Origin of the sequence: Eikenella corrodens (genome assembly GCF_900187105.1) — a bacterium.
Lineage (GTDB): Bacteria > Pseudomonadota > Gammaproteobacteria > Burkholderiales > Neisseriaceae > Eikenella > Eikenella corrodens.
Window position 1 is genome coordinate 436,559 of record NZ_LT906482.1, and the last position, 23,922, is coordinate 460,480.

Genomic DNA, 23,922 nt, shown 5'->3' on the forward strand with positions numbered 1-23,922 from the left:
AGTATGGCCTTCGGTTCGATGAACGGCGGCGACGATTCGCCCATGGCCGACATCAACGTTACCCCGCTGGTAGACGTGATGCTCGTGCTGCTGATTGTATTCATGATTACTATGCCGGTGATGACCCACTCCATCCCGCTGGAACTGCCCACCGCTTCGGCCAAGCAGGTGGCGGAAAACGCCGCCCAGCCCAAAGACCCGCTGCGCATTTCCATTTCTGCCGACGGCAGCTATCACTTGGCCGAAGGCGAACCGATTACCCTCCAGGCCTTGGAAAGCCAGCTGCAACAGCTGGCCAAAACCAATCCCGATCAAGTGATTGCCATCGCCGCCGATAAAAACGCTCAGTTCGACTACGTAGAAAAAGCCCTCAGCGCCGTACGCGACGCCGGCCTGAGCAAAGTTGGCTTCGTTACCGAAGAAAAAGAGCGCACCCAACCACAGCAATAAACCGCTACCTAGGCCAATAAAAAGGCTACCTGAAACTTTAGCCACGCAGAAACTCCGCTGCGTGGCTTTTTCAGGTAGCCTTTTGTGCCAAATCCTTATAAAATCGGCAACTTGTTTTTTACTTATTCCGGCACGGCAGGCAAGCTGCACACGCCCGCCGCACGGCCGTAATCAAACCATTCCGAGACCAACATGACCGACTATGCCAAAACCGTAAACCTCTACGAATCCCCCTTCCCCATGCGCGGCAATCTGGCCAAGCGCGAGCCGGCGTGGGTGAAGCAGTGGCAGGACGAAAAACGTTATCAGAAGCTGCGCAAAATTGCCGCCGGCCGCCCCAAATTCATCCTGCACGACGGCCCGCCCTATGCCAACGGCGACATCCACATCGGTCATGCGGTCAATAAAATCCTGAAAGACATTATCATCCGCAGCAAAACGCTGGCGGGCTTCGACGCGCCCTATGTGCCGGGCTGGGACTGCCACGGCCTGCCGATTGAAGTGATGGTGGAAAAACTGCACGGCAAGGAAATGCCGCCCAGCAAGTTCCGCGAGCTCTGCCGCCAATATGCTGGCGAGCAGATTCTGCGTCAGAAAAAAGACTTTATCCGCTTGGGCGTGATTGGCGATTGGGAAGACCCCTATCTGACCATGGACTACCAAACCGAAGCCGACACGGTGCGTACGCTGGGCGAGATTTATAAAGCAGGCTACCTGTATCGCGGCGCCAAGCCCGTGCAGTTCTGCTTGGACTGCGGCTCGTCGCTGGCCGAGGCCGAAGTGGAATACAAAGACAAAGTATCGCCCGCGATTGATGTGGCGTATCGCTTTAAAGACACCGCCGCGCTGGCCAAAGCTTTCAGGCTACCTGAAATTTCCGGCGAAGCCTTTGCCGTGATTTGGACCACCACCCCGTGGACCCTGCCCGCCAGCCAAGCCATTTCTGCCGGCGCAGACATCGTGTATCAACTCATCGACACCCCGCGCGGCAAACTGGTGCTGGCCAAAGATTTGGCCGAAGCCGCACTGGAGCGCCACGGCTTTTCAGGTAGCCCCGTTCTCGCCGAATGCACCGGCGCGGATTTGGAAAACCTGCAAGCCGAACATCCCTTTATCGAACGCGATATCCCCGTTTTAAACGGCGACCACGTCACCACCGAAGCCGGTACCGGCCTCGTGCACACCGCCCCCGCGCATGGTTTGGAAGACTATTTCGTCTGCAACAAATACGGCATCGAGCTCATCAACCCTGTGAATGCGCAAGGCCGCTATGCCGCCGACACCCCGCGCTTGGCAGGCATGACCGTGTGGGAAGCCAACCAGCCGATTATCGACTGGCTGCAAGAAAACAACCGCCTGCTCGCCCACAGCAAAATCGAACACAGCTACGCCCACTGCTGGCGGCACAAAACCCCGCTGATTTACCGTGCCACCGGCCAATGGTTTATCGGCATGGACAAAGCCGGCACAGACGGCAAAACCCTGCGCGACAAAGCCCTCAAAGCCGTGGACGACACCGAATTCTTCCCCGCCTGGGGACGCGCGCGGCTGGAAGCCATGATTGAAGGCCGCCCCGATTGGGTGGTGAGCCGCCAGCGTTTCTGGGGCACGCCGATGACCTTCTTCGCCCACAAAGAAACCGGCGAGCTGCACCCCGATTCCGCCGCACTGTTGGAAAAAGTCGCCCTGCTCATCGAGAAAAAAGGCATCAACGCCTGGTTTGAGCTGGATAAAGCCGAGCTGCTGTCGCCCGAAGACTGCGAACAATACAACAAACTGCCCGACACCATGGACGTGTGGTTCGATTCAGGCAGCACCCACTTCTCCGTGCTGAAACAACGCCCCGAGCTCGCCTGGCCGGCCGATTTGTATTTGGAAGGCAGCGACCAGCACCGCGGCTGGTTCCAATCCTCCATGCTCACCGGCTGCGCCACTCTCGGCCGCGCGCCCTACAAACAGCTTCTGACACACGGCTTCGTGGTCGACCAGAACGGGCGCAAAATGTCCAAATCCATCGGCAACGTGGTTGCCCCGCAGGAGGTGTATAACGAATTTGGCGCCGACATCCTGCGCCTGTGGGCGGCCGCCACCGACTACAGCGGCGAATTGGCGATTTCCAAAGAAATCCTCAAACGCGTAACCGAAAGCTACCGCCGCATCCGCAACACACTGAGCTTCCTGTTTGCCAACCTCAAAGACTTTAACCCGATTGAAGACGCCGTGCCGCAGGCCGACATGGTGGAAATCGACCGCTACGCCCTCGTGCTGGCGCGCCAGTTGCAGGAAAAAGTTTCAGGTAGCCACTACCCGCGCTACGCCTTCCACTTCGCCGTGCAGGACATCGTACAGTTCTGCTCCGAAGACCTCGGCGCGTTCTATCTGGATATTCTGAAAGACCGCCTCTACACCACCAAAAAAGACGGCCACGCCCGCCGCAGCGCGCAAACCGCGCTCTACCACATCACCCGCAGCCTTGTACTCCTGATGTCGCCCATCCTCTGCTTCACCGCCGAAGAAGCATGGGACATCATCGGCGGCGGCGAAGAAGACAGCGTGCTTTATCACACCATGCACGACTTCCCGCCCATCCCAGCCGCCGGCGAAGCCGCGCTTGTGGAAAAATGGACACACATCCGCGAAGCCCGCGCTGCCGTTACCGCCGCCATCGAGCCGCTGCGTGCCGACAAAACCGTTGGTTCCTCATTGCAGGCCGAAGTCGCCCTCACCGCGCCCGAACCGCAATACGGCTACCTGAAAGCGCTCGGCAGCGAACTGCGCTTCGCCATGCTCGTTTCCAAAATCGAGCTGCAAAAAGGCGATGCGCTCACCGCCGAAGTCCACCCCAGCACCGAGGCCAAATGCGAACGCTGCTGGCACTATGTGGACAGCGTAGGCAGCGTTGCCGCCCACCCCACACTGTGCGCCCGCTGCGCAGAGAATGTGGACGGCAAAGGTGAAGAGAGGGATTACGCCTAAGCCGGTTGAGGCTACCTGAAAGCGTCAGCTTCAACGAAATTAAACTATCCGCAGCAAAAAGGTGGGCATCGTTGCCCACCTTTTTTCAGGTAGCCTGAAAGCGCATATAGCCGAAATAATGATTTCTTCATATCGGGCGGCGAGCCACAGACAGTACAACCAGTACGATAAGGCGAGCCAACATAGTAGGAAGAAACAAGGATTTGAACGATCAAGAATCAAACACATGACAAGCCACCCCTATTTAGACCTGCAACAGGGCAATGTAGAAAACTATTGCATGATGGTGCCCAAAGCAGAAGTGCCGCAATGGTACGAGCAAGGCTGGCTGCCGCATTACGCCGTCGGCCTGTCGCGCCGCGAGGCCAACCGTGCCTCTATGGTTTACGGCTTCATGCGCTTCAAGCGCGATGTGCTGCTGTTTGGCCGCCCCGAATATTTGGCGGACAAATCCCCTATCGGGCGCAAAATTGTTGGTTTCTGCATCCATCTGGGCACTTACGGCATGGGCGGCCCCGGCTTTTTCGGCCTGCTGCTGGACACAGACGAATACTTGGTTTACACCGCATGGCACGCGGGATACAGCACGCTGCTGGACAACCGCGCAGTAAAAATGCCCCCATATGGCAACACCGCTACACGCAGTTGGGTTGGCAATTTGAACGGAGCCGAATGGGACGAACTCTCACCCCTGCTCATCGGCTGCGAAATCACTGATTGCTCCCTCGCCGAGCACCGCTGCACCCTGCAGCTGCAAAAAGACGGCCAAACCCATTTATTGGAATTCGTACGCCAAGACAACCGCATCCCGAGCACCCCTGATCAAAAACCCCGCCTGGCATACGAAGACGGGAAAATCGCCGACTATCTGATGTATCAGCACAAAAATGCTTGGCTGGTGGCTTAGATAAGCAGGGCACATTACTCGCACAATAAAAGGCTACCTGAAAACCATTTTTCAATTTTCAGGTAGCCTTTCCTCTCCCGCCATGCAAACCATGCTTGACAGTCTGTTAAAGCATTTTTACAATGCACAACATTACATGGGTCGTTAGCTCAGTTGGTAGAGCAGCGGACTCTTAATCCGTTGGTCGAGCGTTCGAGCCGCTCACGACCCACCAGAATAATCAAATCTAATCAGCAATTTAGACTAGATTATTTTACCCTCCAAGGTTTGCGCGTTTGAGACTTTGACAAAACTTTGGAGTAAACCGATTCCGGGGGCAATACCGGAATCAATCAATCGGGCGTGTTGTGATAAGTGTTCCGGTGCGAGGTGGGCATACCTCTGCACCATTTCGACACTTTCCCAACCGCCCATTTCTTTTAGGGCTGCTAGGGGTGTCCCCTGCTGAACGAGCCAGCTTGCCCATGTGTGCCGCAGGTCGTGCCAGCGAAAATCCGTTATCCCCGCTTTCTCCAACGCCTCACGCCACACACGGCTGCTGATGGATTTAACCCGTGCGCCTTTGCTATGCGTAAACACATAATCGCTGACGCGCGGCCTGTCCATCAATACCTGCATGGCGGTGTGGTTGAGCGGTACGCCTATCGCTTTCCCGGCTTTGGCTTGGTCGGGATATATCCAGGCCACCTGCCGCCGTAGGTCTATCTGCTCCCATTTGAGATTGAGCACGTTGGCCTGTCTCAACCCGGTGGCGAGTGAGAAGATAACCAAATGCTGCATATACGGCAGGCTGTCTAGGGCATTGACCAGCCGTTGTGCTTCTTCTGGATACAGCCACCTGATGCGTTTCTTGGGCTCTTTGTGGAGTTTGAGCTTGGGGGCTTTGTCCAGCCAGTCCCATTCATTCACGCATTTGTTCAGGATGGCGCGTATCAGGGCGAAGTATCTGTTCTTTGTGCTGCTGGAACAGTTCTTCTGATTCACGACTTGATGGATAAAATCGCGGGTCAGGTCGCTAAGCAGTACGCCGCGCAATTCTGGCAATAGGCGGATTTTGTCTTTGTCTCCGTCTAAGCTTTTCTTGTCTTGGTTTTCCTGCAACCAGCGGACACATGCTTCATCCCACAGGTGCTGCGGCTTCTCCCCTAGGTTCTCATCACGCCAAAGCTCGTGCTTCAGTTTATCGTGCAGCTCTTGCGCTGCCCGTTTGTCCCTCGTGCCAGTAGTGCGTCTAAGTCTTTTGCCGCCTGCTGAGCATATGGATATTTGCCATATCCCGTAGTCGTTGAGATAGATTGACATTTTTCTTTACTCCTTCTGCCAATCACCGCTTGCTCGCGTTCATTTTGCTTCGCGGCGATGTAGTTTTCAAGTGCGGATTCGGTAATGACCCATGCCCTGCCCGCTTTGAATGCCATGATTTCCCCGGCCTTGCACATCTGCCGGATGGAGACGGGGTGGCATTTCAAGATGTCGGCCGCCTCGTGGATGTTGTAGGTTTGCATGATGTTCCCCTGCTTAAATAATAATCTTGATGATGGACTGCTCGCCGTCCACTTCTTCCAGCCCGTCTAATTCCTGAAGCCCTTGCATGGCTACCTCGTATAGGATCTGGCTAAGGTTCTCACGGGTTACGCCTTCGCTCGTTATCCGTGCTTCGCGGATTTCGTACTCCGGCTTGTCGTGTATCTTCAGCCAAATCTCGAAGCGGTATTTGCGCGGCTTGTCGAAGATGCGCTTGCGTTTCACGGGGTCGGCGAAGTCGCCGAACATCTCGGCGGTCTCCTGGAATTCGCGGTAGGTATCTGCACCCACCAGCGGGAAGGTGCAGTAGCCGCGATAGGGTTTAGACGGTTTCTTTTTCCTGCTACGGCTCACGGCTTAATCTCCAAAATCAAAACCGCCCGAAGGCGGCCTAGATTACTCTCCAACTGCTTCATAAGTTTGCTCAAAAATATCCGGTTTGCACGGATATAGTTCCCCATGGATTCCGCGAATAATCCAATCTCCCTGACTGGCTGTCATAACTCCTTCCAGCGTATTGATTTTGGCAAACAACTCTCCTTCTGCAGTTTGCTCAATCATAATCTGCTCAATAAAACCGGGGATATGAGTACGGATATTTTTGTGGGTTAACTGCCATGCTTGGATGACAACTGGTTTTTTGACGCGCGGGCGGTACTCACATTGCGAGCTTGCCGTCAGACTGCCTGAAACGGCAGATGGGCAGGAATATGAGTGCTATTCCGCCAGCATCCGCGACGGCGGGGTGCGCTGGAAACGTATGCCGCTGCCTGCGGATAAGTGGGATTTAATCCCACTGGATGATGCCATGCTGCACGCCCACACCGTCGGGCTGTACCTCCGCACGGCAGGCCAAGGCTACGACCTGCCCGGCGCGTTCGGGGTGGTATTCGGGCTGCCTGAAAACCGCCGCCGTTGGTTTTGCAGTGAGTGGGTGGGCGCGGCTTTGGGGTTGTCCGAGAGCTGGCGTTTTTCGCCGAATGATTTGGCGGTAATTGCGAACATGGGAAGGGAGGAGAAATGACACCGTTGGAAACGTCTAACGTTCCCGGCCATATGCTGAACATGGGCATGATTGGCATTTCCGGCACGATAGCCGGCATGCCGTTAGAAGCCCTCGTGTTGGGCGCGGTGGCTGGGGCATTGCATCACGGCTTGAAGGAACCGGGCAGCCGTAAGAATGGGATGCTGGTCATCATCACTAGTATGCTGCTGGCCGGGTCTTTGTCGCCGATGATTATGGCCTACCTGGCCTTGAGCTTGGGGCTGGAACAGGAAGTATTCAAGGCCGCCGTGCCGATGCTGATTGGCTTGGGTTGGTCTTGGGCTACCCCGCTCCTGAATGACGGCCTGCGCCGTTTGTGGGCGGGCTGGATTGATAAATGGGGAGGTAGAAGGAAATGAACTTGGCAATGATTACCCAATGCTTATTGATGATAAACGTAGCGGCGATGGCGGCGATATTCGTGTATTCCGCCTGTTCGCTTTCGGTGCGGCAATGGACAGCCAAGCAACCTGACTACTGGATACATAGCCTACTAGTGGGCGGCTCGGTGGCGGTTATCGGCCATTCGCTCGCCAGCGGGCAGGTGCATCATTGGACAGAAATCATGTTCAACGTAGCGGCAGCGGCCTATTTTATGCTGCGCTCGCACCGTATCCATTTGCTGGCCGGGATATTGCAGCGCAAAGGAAAATGGAAGCGGTTATCAAAAAATCTTTGACAACTCTTAATTCCCCCGAATTCGGGGGGTTTAGGCTACCTGAAAGAGAGAAAGGAAACGGAATGACACCGGAAACCAAAATCACAGAACACTTTACCTACCGCGAGCTGACCAACAGCGCCACCGGCAGGCGGCTCGGGCTGGAGAACAAGCCGAACGAACAAGAGCTGGGGAACATCAAAAAGACTGCCGAACGCTTGGAGAAAATCCGTGCTTGGCTGGGCAAGAAGTACGGGCGCGAAGTGAGCATCCACGTTTTATCCTGCTTCCGCAGCGCAGCGGTAAACGGCGCGGTGGGCGGCTCGAAAACTTCGGCGCACCGCTTCGGCTCGGCGGCGGATATTGATGCGGCCGGTATCTCTAATCTGCAATTGGCGCGCGATATTATCCAAATGCGCGATGACGGGGAAATCACGTTTGACCAGCTGATTTACGAATTCCCGGAACGCGGCGAAAGCGGCTGGGTGCATTTCGGCTGCCGCCACAATTCGGCGGAACGCAATCAGATCCTGACCGCCACCAAGCGCGGCAACGGCGGCAAAACGCAGTATCTGTTTGGGCTGCATCCGTAGGGGCTAAACATGAACACCCCTAAAGAATGGCTGCGGCGCATGATTGCCGAACAGGAAGCAGCCCGGCAGGCTGCCCTTGTTTCTGGCAATAAAACAGCGCTGGCAACAGCGGAACGCGAACTAGCGAACTACCGAAGAATGCTCGGTAGTTCGTAGGAGTAATTGAGATGGATTGGATAATCAAGCATTGGCGATGGTTGGCGATGGCGGCTGCGCTGGCTGCGGTAGTCGGTGGTGAATATTGGTACGGCAGACAGCGCTATCAGGCGGGCTACGATGCGGCCACGGCGGTCATCACGGCCAAGATGATAGAGCAGCATCAGCAGCAGCAAAAAGCCGCCCGTGCGGCCAGCGTGGAATATCAACAAGGGAAGTCCGAACGGGACGAGAAAGTGAGAGTAAGACGTGAAGTGGTACAGCAAATTATCAATCGGCCCGTGTTTACTGGCGATTGCGTTGATGCAAGCGGGGTGTCAGTCCTCAACGCCGCCATTGCCGAACGCCGTTGAGCCGCCTGCCGACTTGGCTACACCCTGCCCAAGGCTACCTGAATTATCCGGCACTACGGGCAAGGTCATGCTGCCGTGGGCGCTGGAGGTGGTGCATCTGTATAACGACTGCGCGGCACGGCATGATGGGTTGATTAAGGCATGGCCAAGGTAGCCAAAGCACTTTGACAAAAGTTTGACAGCGTTTGGCTGTTTTAGCCTTTGTTTGGCATAGTTTGAGCAAGCGGAGATTTAGCAAAATCAAATAGTTAATATAAAAATATAGGACTCTTAATCCGTAGGTCGAGCGTTCGAGCCGCTCACGACCCACCAAAATAAAAACCAGACTAAGCAATCACTTAGGCTGGTTTTTATTTTTCGCATCACACTGCCAATTAAGTTAGTCTGGCAAATTCTTGCCCCATCCCCTACCCATAAAACAGCATCCAAAGCGCGCGCAACAGGGCAATCAATAGGATTTTTTCGCCCGCCAGCAAACAGGCTACCTGAAAAAGCAAACTGATCAGCAACACGCCCTGAAGCTGCAAGGGGCTGAACAGCAGCACGTCGTCTCGGCTCAAATAACGCCGGTGCAGCCACATCAGCAGCATCAGCAGCGCCTGTCCGGCGATCCATAGCAGCGGTTTAAGGAAATACAGCGTGGCAAGGCCGGTGAGCAGCGGGGCAGACATCCCTTGCGGATACTGCCAGCACGCCAGCAAGAGCAAAAACAAAAACGTAATATGCTGCACCGCGCCGGCCACGGCGAAATAGGCCAGAAACACCCCGCCGCCGTCCAACCGCCAGCCCATCTGCCGCGCATCGTAACGCCAGCCGTTGGCAAACAGAAACAGGCTGCCCAGCGCAAAATAGCCGTACACCGGATAGAGATTGGCCACATGGGTAATCCCCAGTACGCCGGGCATAATCCGCGCGCTGAGGATGCCGAAGCCCAGCCACAGCATCACGCTGCCCCACAGCCAGGAAAACTGCTGCCGCTGAAAAGCCAAAATCAGAAACACGGCGATATACACCGATAGCGCCCACAAAGTCGGGCTTTGCCAAGCCATCATTACCACCCGCCGGCTCTAGCCAGCGCCGCTGCGGTGCAGGCAGCCAGCTCGCGCATCCAATCCAGCGGCAAATCCGGCGTAAAGCGCGTTTCATCCGCATCGCCCGCCACCATCACCGCCACGGTTTGTCCGTTCACGCGCAAGGGCAGCAGCAAGAAGCTCTCCAGCCCCCTGCCCTCCTGCGGCAGCGCCTTCATCAGCGCCGGCGCGATGCGGTTGCCGCACAGCGGCTCTTTCAGGGCAGACAAGGCAGCATGGGCGGCATGGTTTTCAGGTAGCCTGTAGGCGCCGGAAACCGCGCCTTTTTTCGGCGGCTCGGCCAGCAGCCACACCCGACCGGACGGCAACGCAAAATCTTCCTGCCAGCCTGCCTCCGCCGCACGCAACACCTGCAACAGCGTATTGGCAGCCAGCAAGCGGCGCACGAAGCCGAGCATCCGACCAAGCGTTTGATGGTTGCTATCGGCATCCTGCATGATTTGTGCCAACTGCCCGGCCATTTTGGCCGCCTTTTTCTGCTGCGCCAGCCATTGCGCCTGCGCAAACGACTGCACCCGCCCCTCTGCCGGACGCACGCCCAAATCGGCGGCATGGTTCAACAGAAATTCCGGGTGCTCCTGCAAATAAGCCAATATTTTCTTTTCGTTCATCAGTAAGTTACCGTTCCTTCAAACACCGTGGCCGCCGACCCTGACATCAACACATGGTTATCCGCCGCCCACTCAATCTGCAAATCACCGCCCGGCAGGCTCACGCACACCGCGCCCTGCCGCGCCAGAAGCCCGGCTCGCATACCGGCCACCGCCGCCGCGCACGCGCCCGTGCCGCAGGCCTGGGTTTCACCCGTGCCGCGCTCAAACACGCGCAACCGGATATGGTGCGTATCCAACACCTGCAGAAAGCCCACGTTCACCCGCTCGGGAAACTGCGGATGCCGCTCCAGGCGCGCGCCCCACTCGGCCACCGGCGCACAGTGCACATCGTCCACCACCAGCACGGCATGCGGATTGCCCATATTCACACAGGAAAAACGCGCGCTTGCGCCATCCAAACCAATCTCGTGCCACAAGGCATCGGCAGCCTCGCCCGGCGCGGGCGAAAACGGAATATCCGCCGCCGCCAAACGCGGCTCGCCCATATCCACCGTAACCAGGCCGTTTTCCTGTAAATTCAACACAATCAGCCCTTTGGCCGTAGCCACCCTGATGCGTCGGTTTCGGCTCAGGCCTTTTTCGTGCACAAAACGGGCAAAACAGCGCGCACCGTTGCCGCACTGCTCTACCTCGCTGCCGTCTGCATTGAAAATGCGGTAGCCAAACTCGGCTTCGGGCAGCGGCGGCACCTCCACCAGCAACAGCTGGTCGAAACCAATGCCCCGGTGGCGGTCTGCCCATTCGGCAATCGGCGCTGCCGCCGGATCAAAATGCTGGCTGATGCCGTCGATAACCATAAAATCGTTACCCAAACCGTGCATTTTGGTAAATTTCAATACAGCCATCACAGCCTCCACCGACGCTTTCAAAGCGGGCTATCATACCCAATCCCCGCCGCAAGTTAAAGCCGCGCTTCAACTTTCAGGTAGCCTTCCCGGAATAGGCTACCTGAAAATCAGCATAGCCATGCCATACGGCAAGATGCTTGTGTTTCCGACAGACAGCTTGGTTTGAATCGCTCTTTTCAGGTAACCTCCCCCTCCACCCAGGCTACCTGAAACCCATCCTTCCCAACAAAACCGCAACACAACCCGGCAAAATCCAACCCAAACCGGGTTTTCTTTACGCCTCTGCCCGTTATCGGCCGATAGCCAGATGCGCTATAATGCGCCCTTTTGTTTTAGCCGCATTTTCCCTATGTTGATCCATCCCGCTTTCAATCCCGTTATGCTCAAGCTCGGCCCGCTCGCCATCCGCTGGTATGCCGTCAGCTACCTCGTCGGCTTCGCCCTGTTTATGTGGCTCGGGCGGCGGCGCATCCGCCAAGGCAACAGCGTGTTCACCACGCAAACCCTAGACGACTTCCTCACCTGGGGCATCATCGGCGTGATTGTAGGCGGTCGGCTGGGCTATGTGCTGTTTTACCAGCACGCCTACTATTTTGCCAATCCGCTGGAAATTTTCAAAGTATGGCAGGGAGGCATGTCGTTTCACGGCGGCTTCCTCGGCGTGGTAACCGCCGGCCTCCTGTTTGCCTATAAACATAAAATCAACCCGCTCAAGCTGGCCGATTCTATCGCTCCGCTCACGCCCTTAGGCTTTGCCGCCGTGCGCCTGGGCGGTAACTTTGTAAACGGCGAGCTCTGGGGGCGCGTCACCCGGCCGGACGCCTTCTGGGCCATGGGCTTTCCCCAAGCACACAGCGAAGACTTAAAACTGGCCGCCGAACAGCCGCAGCTGTGGGGCGCGATTTTCCAGCAATACGGCATGTTGCCGCGCCACCCCTCCCAGCTCTACCAGTTTGCCCTGGAAGGCATTTTGCTGTTTGTACTGCTGTGGTGGTTTTCCAAAAAACCACGCCCGGCCGGACAGGTGGTCAGCCTGTTTCTGATCGGCTACGGTACCGCCCGCTTCATCGCCGAATTTGCCCGCGAGCCCGACGAATTCCTCGGCCTGCTCTATTTGAACTTCTCCATGGGCCAGTGGCTCAGCCTCCCCATGATCGCCTGCGGCCTGATCGGCTTCCTCTACTTCGGCAAGCGCAAGGTCAAACCGGCAGAGGTTGATGTTTGATATCATAGCTTTGAAAACAAAAAGGCTACCTGAAAAATAGTTTTCAGGTAGCCTTACATTAATCCAAAGGAAATAAAAATGCGCTACGTGCTTTTACTGCGGGGCATCAATGTCGGCAAGAATAATAAGGTTGTGATGGCTGACTTAAAGCAAAGTTTAACCGAAATGGGTTTTGAACATCCCGTTTCCTATATCAACAGCGGCAATCTTTTCTTCAACAGCCCAGCGCCGGAACAGGAAATCAAAGAACTGCTAACCGCCCATTTCAGCAACACCTACGACTTTCCTCTGCCTTTTGCCCTAATCTGCGCCGATATTTTGCAACAAGAAGCAGACAAACTACCGAACTGGTGGCGAGATGAAACCGCCTATCGGCGCGATGTTCTCTTTTATCTGCCGGAAGCAAACCGAGAACAAATCAAAGCCGAAACACTTTCGTGGATAGATGAAAAAGAGCATTTGCATTTTGGCGAAACCGCCTTCTTTTACAGCAATCACAACCAAGCCGACTACCTGCGCTCGAACTACCATAAAAAACTGATAGGCTCTGCCTTCTATAAAAGCCTGACAATACGCAACGGCAGAACCTTTCAGAAAATTATCGAACTGGCGAATCAAGCATAAAGCAGCCATATTGGCCGGCGTAGCTCGTGGCCAAGTATGATTCCATATATGCAGCCTTCGAATCTTATATCCCATTCAGGCTACCTGAAAAATAAAAAAGCCGCCTGCACTTTGAACATTAAAGTGCAGGCGGCTTTTTTGAGCCTCAGCGAACTGTCTGCGGTATTACCACTGATACAACGCGCCAGCGCCAACGCCGGTACGGCCTTGGGAGTTGATGGAGAACGAGCCTTTCATAATCCAGTTACCGCCGTCGCTGATAGACGATACGCCCACGGCAATAGCAGATTGGCCGCCATAGTAGCCGGTGCCTACGCCGATGCCGGACGCACCTGCGCGGGTTACCTGCGGGATGGAGCTTTGAGCGATGCCGCCGGCGATACCGGCATTGCTGTTGTCTTCCAGCTTATCGATGCGCTGGTTCAAGTTATTAACGTGGTTGTTCACCTGCTGAATCAGTTGTTGGCCGGCAGCGTTGCTGCCGGCAGCTACGGCTGCCTGAAGCTGGCGCACGTTCACAGCATCGGTAGGATTATTGCCATCGGCTAGATTACTAATCTGCTTGTTGCCAGCATCAATGCCGTTGTTGGTCACGCTCGGGCCGTTGTTGATGGTCAGGCCGTTGTTGTTCACGGTGGTGTTGCCGGTTTTCAGGCTACCTGCATTACCCAAATCCACGTTTTGCGCGAGCTTGAGGCGCAATGTGTTGCTGCCGTTATCGGCCACCACGCCGATGTTGTTGTCGGTGAGCGTGCCGGTGGCGCCGCCTTTCACGTTGAGCGTGGTGCCGAGCTTACGCTCAACGGTGGTGCCGCTGTCGCCGTCAAACTTGAGCGGATTGAAGGCTTGGGCAGCGGTTTGGTTGATGGCGTTATTCACGCTGGTTACCGTATTGCCGTTTACCATCATCGGCGTGTTGTCCAGCGTGTTGCTGCCTGCTTTGAAGGTAGGCGCGGTAACTGTGCCAGCGAAAGTGGGTGCATCGGCAAATTGAATATCCACTTTACCGTCCGTCACTTCGGTGCGGATATTGCTGTTGCTGGCCGCTGCGGTGTTCGCCAAGCCGCCGCCAATGTGCAGGCTGCTTCCCAGTTTCTGCTGGCTGCCATCGTTGCCGGTATCGCTGTTTTTGTTACCGGTAAATGTGAGCGGGCTGAAGGCTTGGGCAGCGGTTTGGTTGATGGCATCGTTCACACTGGTCACGGTGTTACCATTAACTGTCATCGAGCTGCCATCCAGCTTGTTGCCACCGGCGGTCACGCTGGTAAACGTTGGGTTGGCAACGGTTTTGACGGTATAAACAGATTGGTTGTTGTTGCCCAAAGAATGGGTTACCTGAATATTGTCGCCCGCCACCACTTCGGTTTTCGCCGCTTGGATGTTGGTGGAAAGTTGATTGGTAATGCGTTTCACATCGCCGATATTGGCGGCGTTACTGTCGGTGTCACCGCCGCTGGCTACGTTGCTGATCTGCTTGTTGCCTGCATCAATACCGGTGTTGGTCACACTCGGGCCGTTGGCAATGGTCAGGCCGCTGTTGTTCACCGTAGTATTGCCGGTTTTCAGGCTACCTGAACTGCCCAAATCTACGTTTTGCGCGAGTTTAAGGCGCAATGTGTTGTTGGCCTTGTCGGCCACCACGCCAATGTTGTTTTCGGTGAGCGTGCCGGTGGCACCGCCTTTTACGTTGAGCGTGGTACCGAGCGGACGCTCAACGGTGGTGCCGCTGTCGCCGTCGAATTTGAGCGGATTGGCGGCTTGGGCGGCAACGTGGTAGAGCTGGCTGCCGTTGATGGCGTCGGTGGACGTGGATGAAATTTCACCAGGGGCAACGTGTTTGATTTGGCGCTCATAACCTGCCGTTCCGACAGAAACCTGTGAACCATCCGTAATCTTGGTCGCACCGGCAAAACCGCTGTAGGTAACGCCGTTCACGGTAGCGCTGGTCACTGCTGCTGCATTAGTGCTTGTACGCGAACCTGCGCCGATGGCCACGGCTTTTTCTTTGTCGGCTTCTGCACCCACGCCAAGTGCTGCCGCACCCACTTGCGTGGCTTGTGCACCAGAACCAAAGGCCGTGGCAAGCGCACCTGTAGCCATGGCTTTCACACCCACGGCAACAGCGGCTTCAGCCGTTTCTGTGCCTTGGTAACCGGCGCTCATTGTGCTGCCGGTCAGGCGTTGGTAATCCGCGCCCACATTAGTTTTGGCAAGATCCCAATCGTCACCGCCGATGGCAACGGAGGAATTGCCTTTGGCGCGGGTGTTGTTACCGATGGAAGTGGATTGTCCGCCCAATGCCTGTGCATCCGGGCCGATGGCCACCGCTTGGGTAACACCGGTTGCCTGCGCTGTCCAGCCAATCGCCACAGACTGCCTGCCGGTGGCTTTGGCAATATTGGTGTCGGATTCGTTCGAACCAATCACAACAGATTTCTCACCTGATGCCTCTGCTTTGTTACCGATGGCAATCGCATACAATTTCGAAGCCTGCGCCGTGTCACCTACTGCCACAGTACCAATGCCTTTTGCCCCTGCGCTCAAACCCATGGCAATCGATTGTGCGTGTGTTGCTTCCGCACCGGCGCCGACAGCGATGGAATACGTACCGCCTGCCCGTGCCGACTTATCCGCACTGCGGCCGCCGCCCATGGCAATGGAATTTGCACCGGAGGCTTGCGAGAAACGGCCCACTGCCACTGAGCTTTCAGTGGCCGCATTGCTGCTGTTGCCCAAAGCCAAAGCACCAATGTTTTTAGCGGAAGCCGCTGTGCCGACGGCAACCGATTGCGATGTTACAGCAGAGCTTTTATAGCCGATGGCCACCACTTGATTCACACCGGACACACCTTGGTTGGCATCCGTACCGATGGCAATAACGTGCTGACCGTCAATTTTCTGCGCTGCGCCGGTACCGATACCGATCACATTATTGGCCGCCACCGCGTCTTTCACCGCACCCTCACCCACGGCAATATTGCGCCCTGTGCTGGTTGCGTTTTCACCCGCCGCTTTGCCGATGGCGATATCCGCCTCACCCAGCGCACTGGCACGCTCACCAATGGCCACAGTTTGATTATGGTGCGCTTTGCTGTTTGAACCAATTGCCAAACCGGAGGTGCTGGAAGCTGACGCACTCGAACCCAAAGCCACATTGCTCTCACCGGCAGCCGTAGAAGACATACCAATAGCAACAGATTTACCGGGCTTGCTGTCTACAACATCGGCAGCCGTCGTGGTGGCATCACCACAGACCACGTTTTTACTGTTGTCATCGTAATAGCAAGTTTTATAGTCCGTACCAGCGGGCACAACAGTACCACCAGAAGTGGTTGTACCAGTATTTTGTGCACCCCAAGCTGGGGCTACCGCCAGCAGCACCAAAGCGGCAGCGGCGCGCGTGGTGTTTTTGCCCTGTGATTTAGCCAGCTCAGAAACAGCTGCCCAAGTGCCGCTCACAGCGTTGTAAACAGTCTTGTAGGTTTTGTTCATTGTGGTATTCCTTATCTGTTGCGGGTTTCACGGATTGTTGCAAAACCAAAAAACTAAATGCCTTACTCCACTGTGCATTCTATTAAAATCTACACAGCTAGGTTGATACATGGCAAGAAACCGCGCATTATACTCAATACTATCAATATAGTGAATGTAAAAAACTATTCGCCATATAGGCAGAGGCTACCTGAAAACTTGCCATCTATTTTTTAGCATGATGGCTCTACCACCAACATAGCAAGCTACAAACAGACAAAAATCCACCACTGACGGGCTTCAAGCTGAAATACTTGCCAAGGTGGGCTTGAGAATAAAACGGTGCATCTAGTATACAAATATATCATTCACAAAAAAACAACAGCCTCCCAGTTATTAATAAAGGCTACCTGAAACTTTTCAGGTAGCCTCTTTTCATTCCTGCAATAGCAATCAGCCCTTATCCTCACCGTTTACAATCGCGCCAACAAAAGCTTCCGCCTTATCTTTGAGCAAAAAGCGGGCGGAAGCATCAGCGGCTTCCTCTGCGTTTAGAGTCAGCGGCTCGGAGCAATCGGCACGGACGATGATTTCGGGCATGGATACGATGCGCCACAGCGCGGTGAGGAGGCTGGTATTGCCGGCATAGGCGGGAGCGGTGCTACGACGGCCTACGCTGTCACAATAGCGCAGCGCCACGGCCACCACAGGCAGGCCACTGTCCAGTGCGGATTGGAACAGTGCGGCTTTAAACGGCAGCAACGCCATCCCATCTGAGGCTTTGGATTCAGGGAAGAACGACACGCTGTGTCCCGCACTCATCGAGCGCACAATAGCTTCGTTTACCGGCGCCACATCGTTGCGGCTGTTACGATTGATAAACACCGCACCGGTACGCGCCACCACCGCACCCAACACCGGCCAGGACCGGATTTCGCGCTTGGCGATAAACACGGTGGGATACATGGCCATCAGAATCATCGGATCGAGCCAGGACACATGATTCGCCGCCCCGAGAAACACGGGCGGAAACGGCGGGTTGTTCGGATTGGCTTCGATTCGGATATGCAACACTTTCAACATACTGCGCGCCAAATCCTGCATCACGTCTTTGCTATGCTGGTTGTATTCACTCAGTCGGAACAGGCGGTAGCCAGCGCGGAAGAACCAAAATAGCAGGTGCAGGATGCGGAACAGGCGGGTAAAGATTGAAGTGGATTGCGTGCTCATTTGTGTTGGTTTAATTATTAGATTGAGAAGGCTGCCTGAACGGCTTCAACGCTGGCATTTCGGGCAGTAAAAGCTGCTGCGCTGGCCGACAATCTGCCGTGCAATCGGCGTACCACAATGGTGGCAAGGTTCTCCCTCGCGGCCATATACATGATATTGCTGCTGAAAATAGCCGCTTTGCCCGTCGCTGTGCACAAAATCGCGCAAGCTGCTGCCGCCAACTTCTATGGCACAGTGCAGCACGTTACGGATTTCCACCACTAAACGGCGGCACTCTTCGGCAGACACACGGTCGGCACGGCGGGTGGGCAGGATGCCGGCGGCAAACAGTGCTTCGTTGGCATAAATATTGCCCACCCCCACCACAACTTTATTATCCATCAACGCGGTTTTGATGGCGCTTTTGCGGCGTGAAAGCGCATTTTTCAGGTAGCCTGAAGTGAACTCTTCTTGTAGTGGCTCAGGGCCCAAATGTTGCAATAGCGGATGTTGCTCGGCTGCGCCAGTAAACCACAACACTGAACCGAAGCGGCGCGGATCGCGCAGGCGCAGCACAGTTTGGTCAACAGTAATGATGTCGATATGATCGTGCTTTTCCGGCGGTGGGGCGCTGTCATTGGGGTACACACGCAGACTGCCCGACATACCCAAATGCAGCAGCATCACGCCATGAGGAAACTCAAACAGTAAATACTTGGCACGGCGATGAATATACACAATATGGCTGCTGGCAAGCTGCTGCGCTAAATCAGGCGACACCGGCCAACGCAATTTCGGCTGGCGCACCACCACTTCGGCCACGGTTTTGCCCTGCATATAGGGCTGGATACCCCGTCGGGTAGTTTCAACTTCTGGTAGTTCGGGCATAGCAAAATTCAGGGTTGAAGTGAATAAAGCGGGAAGTTTAGACGTTTTATCTAATTTAGGCTACCGGGAAACGTGAGCTTTAACTCAATAAAGTGGATAGATGTTTTTAATAAAGCCAAAGCCTAGTTTTGGTAAGCAAAAATACAGTCACTATTTTTCAGGTAGCCTCTTTGTAGTGCGAAGGCTACCTGAAAAAACCAGCTGAAACCTGATAGGCTATTGCTGCCCCGCCTGCTGTTTAGCGGCCTCCTGCCGCTGCCATTTGGCGCGGTGTTCCGGCTCGTAGGCGAGGTTCATGATAAAGATTCCGGCCTTGCCATTGTTGACACCCTTAGTCATCACAAAAGCCAGCAGGTTGCCGCGCTTAAACTGCTGTATACCGTTTTCGGCCAAAAACTTTTCCCGCTCTTCGGCCGTAACGAACATGCCGCTGTTGAGCACGGTAAATTCTTCCGTGCTCAGGTGCGGATAGGGTGCAAACCCGGCGGCTTCCAAATCTTTCACCAAGGGCGCCACTTCATTATCCGTGCGCGCCAAAATCATCATTTGCAGCAGCTTGCTCTCGCCATCAAACGAAAATATGCGCAACGGAAAGCCGTTCTGAACATTGCTCTGATACACTTCCACCGCACCGGATTCACTACCAAGCCTCCGGTTGCCGAAAATGATCACACCGTCTTCCATCTTCACCGCATCGGGATACAACGCCCGTATCTGATCCACTGTGGTCTTGCCCACTTCCACGCTTTGCAAAACAGGCGCAGCGGCAGCGGCCTGGCTGGCAGCCTCGCCATCATGGTAGCCCACATCCACACGACAGGCACACAAGGCGGCCAACAGCAGCGGCAGAAGGGCTTTAGCATAAACAGACATCTCAGCTTCCTTAAAACAAAAACAAGATTGCAGGGAGGCAGCAGAGTACAAGAGAAAGACAAACTGGGCAATGTTTAATCAACAAGAGAGGCTACCTGAAGCGCCGCGATATTTTTCAGGTAGCCTTTGAGTGCGCAGAAGGCTACCTGAAAAATCGTCTTAATCACGCAACCCCAAATCCTTTCCATCTTAATTAACCCAACTTCACACAAACCACCGCCGGAATCTTTCAAGTAGCCTTTGCCCACGGAACAAATAGGCAAATCATTGCCATGTTTCTCTTTCCCCACGGCTATTTGGGCAAAAACTGCCAAAACGTGCCAAGCAGCGAGAAGACGTTTATAATGTTAACTATCTTTAATTCCGAAAGGCTGTATATGTCGAGAATGGCCAAGGGGATTATTGCGGCCGTGGTCTCCAATATTCTGTTCGGCTCGCTGTTTATGTTTGGCCCGTGGATGCGGCCGATGAGCGGCACGGATGTGTTTGCCTGGCGTATCGTGGGCACGTTTGCCTGTGCGCTCTCTATTATGCTGCTCACTTCGGCCAAACACGATGCGGCCAAATTCCTGCACGAAATCGGCGGCAATGTGCGCCGCTGGGCGTTGGTGCTGCTGCCCGCGCCGATTATGATCGGGCAGATTTGGCTTTATATGTGGGCGCCGGTAAACGGCAAGGGCGTGGACGTATCGATGGGCTACTTCCTGTTTCCGCTTGCGATGATGCTGGGCGGGGTGATGGTGTTCCGCGAGCGGCTCGATCGGCTGCAGCTGGTTGCCGTGCTGCTGGCTTCGGCGGCGGTGGCGCTGGAAATCTGGAACAGCGGCACATTTTCTTGGGTAACCATTGCCGTGTTCGCCACCTTCCCGATTTATTACATCATGCGCCGCTGGCAAGGCGTACCGCCGCTACTCGGACTCTTGCTGGATTTGATTTTGGCGCTGCCTTTCGTTATTTGGTATCTGGTGATGTATTCACCCAGCCCGGCCATGATCGAGGCCAAGCCGATTCTGCTTTTATTTGCCGTACTCTTGGGGCTCAACGGCGCGGTATCAATGCAGGTCAACCTCACAGCCAACGAGCTTTTGCCGGTGGTGCTGTTCGGCATGCTGAGCTATCTGGAGCCGGCGCTGCTGTTTCTGCTTTCGGTGTTTGTGCTGGGCGAGCATTTAGATTGGGTGGCCATGGTGAGCCACAGCCTGATTTGGGCAAGCATCATCGTGATGCTGTATCACGGTATCCAAACCATGCGCCGCGAAAAGGCAGAATAGGCTGCCTGAAATTATCTGCTTTAATGTAATGAAACCAGGCTTCCTAAGCGGAAGCCTGTTCTTTCTCAGACCAAAACGACTTAGGTAATGTGTTATAATTACACGTTGGGTTTCAAGTAACCTGAAACCCTGAGTCTCAGCACACATCTGTATGATTACCATAGAAAATGATTACAATAGAAATCCGCTTTAACCACATCACTATCCGTTACAATAACACCGTGGTGGAACATCACGGCATGTTCAGCAACAGCCACCTGATTATTGCGGACGGCTTCCAATGGATGACCGCTCTAATAGCTGCAGCAGGCAAAGCCGCAGACCAAGGCATTTTTGAACAACAAAACTGGTCCACACACAAACTGATAACGTCTGAAAGCGATAACCAACCAAACCGTCCCTGCCTGTATTTTGATGTATGCGAAACACTGGAAGGCGGCTTATCCCTAGTTGAATGGTATATCCTGATCAATACCTTAGAGTGGATTAACCCTAAAAACACAATGAAACAGCCGGAAATACTGATTCTCTATCAGGGCAAACCGCCCACTTATGAAGAAGCACTCCACGCAGCGTGAAGAAACAATCTAACACGCTAAAAAACTAGAAAACCTACCCTGATAAATCAAACCTACTTGTAGCAAACACTATTTCAGGTAGCCTCAAACTCATTCTCATCACAGCAAAACAACCATGACAGAACAAACCCAGCAAGAATACGGCGCGGACAGTATCCAAGTCCTCGAAGGTTTGGAGGCCGTGCGTAAACGCCCCGGCATGTATATCGGCGATACGCAGGACGGCTCCGGCCTGCACCACATGGTGTTCGAAGTGCTCGACAACGCAATCGATGAAGCACTGGCCGGCCATTGCGACAGCATCACCGTGTCCATCAACGCCGACGAATCCATCACCATCGAAGACAACGGGCGCGGCATCCCCACCGGCATCCACCCCAAAGAAGGCCGCTCCGCTGCCGAAGTGATCATGACCATCCTGCACGCGGGCGGCAAGTTCGACAACAACAGCTACAAAGTCTCCGGCGGTCTGCACGGCGTGGGCGTATCCGTAGTAAACGCCCTGTCCGACTGGCTGAAACTCACCATCTGGCGCGAAGGCAAAGAGCATTTTGTCGAATTCCGCCGTGGCGAAACCGTTGCCCCGCTCAAAGCCGTGGCCGATTGCCCGGCCGACAAACACGGTACGCGCGTGCAATTCATGGCCAGCGAAGAAACCTTCGGCGAGGTGCAATATAAATTTGAAACCTTGGCCAAGCGTATCCGTGAATTGTCCTTTCTGAACAACGGCGTGAAAATCGAACTGTTCGACAAACGCGACGGTAAACACGAAAACTTCGCCGAATCCGGCGGCGTGGCCGGCTTTGTCCGCTACACCACCGGCGGCAAAAAACCCTTGCACGACAAAATCTTCTACACCCTCGGCGAAAGAGACGGCATGACCGTAGAATGCGCCATGCAGTGGAACGACAGCTACCAAGAATCCGTGCAATGTTTCACCAACAACATCCCGCAGCGCGACGGCGGCACCCACCTCACCGCCCTGCGCGCCGCCATGACACGCACCATCAACCAATATATCGAAGCCAACGAAATCGCTAAGAAAGCCAAGGTGGATACCAGCGGCGACGATATGCGCGAAGGCTTGGTGTGCGTGCTTTCCGTGAAACTGCCCGACCCGAAATTCTCCTCCCAAACCAAAGACAAACTGGTTTCCAGCGAAATCGCCCCCGTGGTGAACGAAGTGCTCAGCCAGGCGCTGCACGAATTCTTGGAAGAAAATCCGCAAGACGCCAAAATCATTTGCAGCAAAATCGTAGATGCCGCCCGCGCCCGCGAAGCTGCCCGCAAAGCGCGCGAAATCACCCGCCGCAAAGGCGTGATGGACGGCCTTGGACTGCCGGGCAAACTGGCCGACTGCCAAGAAAAAGACCCTGCCTTATCCGAGCTTTATCTGGTGGAGGGCGATTCCGCCGGCGGCTCCGCCAAACAAGGCCGCGACCGCAAATTCCAAGCTATCCTGCCGCTGAAGGGCAAAATCCTCAACGTGGAAAAAGCCCGCTTCGAGAAAATGCTCGCCAGTCAAGAAGTGGCCACCCTGATTACCGCGCTGGGCACCTCCATCGGCAAAGAAGAATTCAATCTGGAAAAACTGCGCTACCACCGTATCATCATTATGACCGATGCCGACGTGGACGGCGCCCATATCCGCACCCTACTCCTAACCTTCTTCTACCGCCAAATGCCCGAACTGGTGGAGCGCGGCTACATCTACATCGCCCAACCCCCGCTGTATAAAGCCAAATACGGCAAGCAGGAACGCTACCTGAAAGACGACACGGAAAAAGACGAATTCCTGCTCGGCCTCGCTGTAGACAAAGCCAAAATCGTTTCCGGCGGCCGCACGCTGGAAGGCGCCGAGCTGGAACGCGCCGCCAAGCAGTTCCTCCGCGCCCGCAGCACCATCGAACATGAAAGCCGCATCATCGACGGCCTCGTGCTGCGCGCCCTGCTTGACACCGCCCCCATTTCGCTCGAAAGCGCCGAAAGCACTGATACCGCCATTGCCGCCCTCTCCTCCCTGCTGGCCAAAGAAGAAGTGGCGCTGGAGCGACTCGACGGCCACGAAGGCGGCCATTTCATCAAAATCACCCGCCAGCTGCACGGCAACGTGATGGTTTCCTATCTCGACCAGAAATTCATCGACAGCAAAGCCTACCAAACCATCAGCCGCACCGCCGAACAGCTCCAAGGCCTGGTTGAGCCCGGCGCCCTGCTCCACAAAGGCGAAGCCGAGCCGCAAACCGTAAACAGCTTCGAGCAGTCCATCGACATCCTGCTCGCCGGTGCGCAAAAAGGCATGGCCATCCAGCGCTACAAAGGGCTGGGCGAGATGAACGCCGAACAGCTGTGGGAAACCACCATGGACCCGGAAGTGCGCCGCCTCCTGAAAGTGCGCATCGAAGACGCCATCGCCGCCGACAAAGTATTCGTTACCCTGATGGGCGACGAAGTCGAACCCCGCCGCGAGTTCATCGAAACCAACGCCCTGATTGCGCAAAACATTGATGCGTAAAGCAGCGCAGATTTTTCAGGTAGCCTTCCCTACAAAGGCTACCTGAAAATTTA

At 55.1% G+C, this 23,922-nt stretch carries 27 protein-coding genes and 1 tRNA gene; 16 read left to right on the plus strand and 12 right to left on the minus strand.

The features are described 5' to 3' along the window. Positions 1-3 precede the first annotated feature (3 nt). From CKV94_RS02195 to CKV94_RS02210, 4 genes are all read left to right on the plus strand, one after another. Positions 4-450 carry an ExbD/TolR family protein gene (locus CKV94_RS02195; protein WP_003822398.1) on the plus strand — a complete coding sequence of 149 codons (447 nt, stop codon included), beginning with the start codon at positions 4-6 and terminating at the stop codon, positions 448-450. A gap of 192 nt (positions 451-642) precedes the next feature. Further along, complete coding sequence (gene ileS / locus CKV94_RS02200; RefSeq protein ID WP_003822400.1) at positions 643-3,426, plus strand: isoleucine--tRNA ligase; 2,784 nt, start codon at positions 643-645, stop codon at positions 3,424-3,426. Positions 3,427-3,652: 226 nt separating this feature from the next. Then, on the plus strand, positions 3,653-4,333 hold the full coding sequence (locus CKV94_RS02205; RefSeq protein WP_155114498.1) for a hypothetical protein: 681 nt from the start codon (positions 3,653-3,655) through the stop codon (positions 4,331-4,333). A 138-nt stretch (positions 4,334-4,471) separates the two neighbouring features. After that, a tRNA-Lys gene (locus CKV94_RS02210) sits at positions 4,472-4,547 on the plus strand. Positions 4,548-4,576: 29 nt separating this feature from the next. Here the strand turns inward: CKV94_RS02210 and CKV94_RS02215 are convergent. From CKV94_RS02215 to CKV94_RS11435, 4 genes are all read right to left on the minus strand, one after another. Continuing rightward, entirely contained in the window at positions 4,577-5,434 is an 858-nt protein-coding gene (locus CKV94_RS02215) for a tyrosine-type recombinase/integrase (RefSeq protein WP_003822404.1), read from the minus strand. Positions 5,435-5,508: 74 nt separating this feature from the next. Beyond that, positions 5,509-5,838: a helix-turn-helix domain-containing protein gene (locus CKV94_RS11430; protein WP_003822405.1), complete on the minus strand. Its 330-nt coding sequence runs from the start codon at positions 5,836-5,838 to the stop codon at positions 5,509-5,511. A gap of 13 nt (positions 5,839-5,851) precedes the next feature. Then, positions 5,852-6,211 (minus strand): hypothetical protein, encoded by a 360-nt coding sequence (locus CKV94_RS02225; RefSeq protein ID WP_223417326.1) that lies wholly within the window; start codon positions 6,209-6,211, stop codon positions 5,852-5,854. 42 nt (positions 6,212-6,253) lie between these two features. Continuing rightward, a complete protein-coding gene (locus CKV94_RS11435; protein WP_003822407.1) occupies positions 6,254-6,418 on the minus strand; it encodes a hypothetical protein in 165 nt (54 codons plus the stop codon). 64 nt (positions 6,419-6,482) lie between these two features. On the opposite strand from CKV94_RS11435, the gene CKV94_RS02235 reads away from it, so the two are divergent. From CKV94_RS02235 to CKV94_RS11290, 7 genes are all read left to right on the plus strand, one after another. Continuing rightward, positions 6,483-6,881, plus strand: coding sequence for a hypothetical protein (locus CKV94_RS02235; RefSeq protein WP_003822408.1), 399 nt, complete (start codon positions 6,483-6,485; stop codon positions 6,879-6,881). Beyond that, entirely contained in the window at positions 6,878-7,261 is a 384-nt protein-coding gene (locus tag CKV94_RS02240) for a hypothetical protein (protein ID WP_003822409.1), read from the plus strand. Before CKV94_RS02235 ends, CKV94_RS02240 begins: the two co-directional genes overlap by 4 nt. Positions 7,262-7,269: 8 nt before the next feature. After that, entirely contained in the window at positions 7,270-7,581 is a 312-nt protein-coding gene (locus tag CKV94_RS02245) for a hypothetical protein (protein WP_223417325.1), read from the plus strand. A 62-nt stretch (positions 7,582-7,643) separates the two neighbouring features. Beyond that, on the plus strand, positions 7,644-8,153 hold the full coding sequence (locus tag CKV94_RS02250; RefSeq protein ID WP_003822412.1) for a D-Ala-D-Ala carboxypeptidase family metallohydrolase: 510 nt from the start codon (positions 7,644-7,646) through the stop codon (positions 8,151-8,153). Positions 8,154-8,162: 9 nt separating this feature from the next. Next, a complete protein-coding gene (locus tag CKV94_RS11285) occupies positions 8,163-8,309 on the plus strand; it encodes a hypothetical protein (protein ID WP_003822414.1) in 147 nt (48 codons plus the stop codon). A gap of 11 nt (positions 8,310-8,320) precedes the next feature. Then, the gene (locus CKV94_RS02255) at positions 8,321-8,662 is read left to right on the plus strand and encodes a hypothetical protein (protein WP_003822415.1); all 342 of its coding nucleotides are present in this window, start codon (positions 8,321-8,323) and stop codon (positions 8,660-8,662) included. Continuing rightward, entirely contained in the window at positions 8,646-8,816 is a 171-nt protein-coding gene (locus CKV94_RS11290) for a hypothetical protein (RefSeq protein WP_169303231.1), read from the plus strand. The genes CKV94_RS02255 and CKV94_RS11290 overlap by 17 nt, the downstream gene beginning before the upstream one ends. Positions 8,817-9,069: 253 nt before the next feature. Here the strand turns inward: CKV94_RS11290 and CKV94_RS02260 are convergent, their stop codons facing one another. The 3 genes from CKV94_RS02260 to dapF are packed head-to-tail and all read right to left on the minus strand — an operon-like array spanning position 9,070 to position 11,212. Further along, on the minus strand, positions 9,070-9,714 hold the full coding sequence (locus CKV94_RS02260; protein WP_003822418.1) for a hypothetical protein: 645 nt from the start codon (positions 9,712-9,714) through the stop codon (positions 9,070-9,072). Next, complete coding sequence (locus CKV94_RS02265; protein WP_003822419.1) at positions 9,714-10,364, minus strand: DUF484 family protein; 651 nt, start codon at positions 10,362-10,364, stop codon at positions 9,714-9,716. The genes CKV94_RS02260 and CKV94_RS02265 overlap by 1 nt, the downstream gene beginning before the upstream one ends. Continuing rightward, positions 10,364-11,212 (minus strand): diaminopimelate epimerase, encoded by an 849-nt coding sequence (dapF, locus tag CKV94_RS02270; RefSeq protein WP_003822420.1) that lies wholly within the window; start codon positions 11,210-11,212, stop codon positions 10,364-10,366. The genes CKV94_RS02265 and dapF overlap by 1 nt, the downstream gene beginning before the upstream one ends. Positions 11,213-11,564: 352 nt before the next feature. On the opposite strand from dapF, the gene lgt reads away from it, so the two are divergent. Both lgt and CKV94_RS02280 read left to right on the plus strand, forming a co-directional pair. Further along, positions 11,565-12,440 (plus strand): prolipoprotein diacylglyceryl transferase, encoded by an 876-nt coding sequence (gene lgt / locus CKV94_RS02275; RefSeq protein WP_003822423.1) that lies wholly within the window; start codon positions 11,565-11,567, stop codon positions 12,438-12,440. A gap of 78 nt (positions 12,441-12,518) precedes the next feature. After that, the gene (locus CKV94_RS02280; protein WP_003822425.1) at positions 12,519-13,064 is read left to right on the plus strand and encodes a DUF1697 domain-containing protein; all 546 of its coding nucleotides are present in this window, start codon (positions 12,519-12,521) and stop codon (positions 13,062-13,064) included. 165 nt (positions 13,065-13,229) lie between these two features. Here the strand turns inward: CKV94_RS02280 and CKV94_RS02285 are convergent, their stop codons facing one another. The 5 genes from CKV94_RS02285 to CKV94_RS11055 all read right to left on the minus strand — a co-directional run bounded on the left by CKV94_RS02285 (position 13,230) and on the right by CKV94_RS11055 (position 19,819). Further along, entirely contained in the window at positions 13,230-16,556 is a 3,327-nt protein-coding gene (locus CKV94_RS02285; protein WP_003822427.1) for a YadA-like family protein, read from the minus strand. A 432-nt stretch (positions 16,557-16,988) separates the two neighbouring features. Further along, positions 16,989-17,765 carry a 1-acyl-sn-glycerol-3-phosphate acyltransferase gene (locus CKV94_RS02290; protein ID WP_003822429.1) on the minus strand — a complete coding sequence of 259 codons (777 nt, stop codon included), beginning with the start codon at positions 17,763-17,765 and terminating at the stop codon, positions 16,989-16,991. 45 nt (positions 17,766-17,810) lie between these two features. Then, entirely contained in the window at positions 17,811-18,632 is an 822-nt protein-coding gene (mutM, locus tag CKV94_RS02295; protein ID WP_003822430.1) for a bifunctional DNA-formamidopyrimidine glycosylase/DNA-(apurinic or apyrimidinic site) lyase, read from the minus strand. A gap of 216 nt (positions 18,633-18,848) precedes the next feature. After that, positions 18,849-19,505, minus strand: coding sequence for a hypothetical protein (locus CKV94_RS02300; RefSeq protein WP_003822431.1), 657 nt, complete (start codon positions 19,503-19,505; stop codon positions 18,849-18,851). 74 nt (positions 19,506-19,579) lie between these two features. Then, a complete protein-coding gene (locus CKV94_RS11055; RefSeq protein WP_064105795.1) occupies positions 19,580-19,819 on the minus strand; it encodes a hypothetical protein in 240 nt (79 codons plus the stop codon). 30 nt (positions 19,820-19,849) lie between these two features. Between CKV94_RS11055 and rarD the strand changes: the two genes are divergently transcribed. From rarD to gyrB, 3 genes are all read left to right on the plus strand, one after another. Beyond that, positions 19,850-20,776 carry an EamA family transporter RarD gene (rarD, locus tag CKV94_RS02305; protein ID WP_223417324.1) on the plus strand — a complete coding sequence of 309 codons (927 nt, stop codon included), beginning with the start codon at positions 19,850-19,852 and terminating at the stop codon, positions 20,774-20,776. Positions 20,777-20,943: 167 nt separating this feature from the next. Next, a complete protein-coding gene (locus CKV94_RS02310; protein WP_003822434.1) occupies positions 20,944-21,354 on the plus strand; it encodes a hypothetical protein in 411 nt (136 codons plus the stop codon). A 115-nt stretch (positions 21,355-21,469) separates the two neighbouring features. Continuing rightward, a complete protein-coding gene (gene gyrB, locus CKV94_RS02315; protein WP_003822436.1) occupies positions 21,470-23,869 on the plus strand; it encodes a DNA topoisomerase (ATP-hydrolyzing) subunit B in 2,400 nt (799 codons plus the stop codon). Positions 23,870-23,922: the final 53 nt, after the last annotated feature.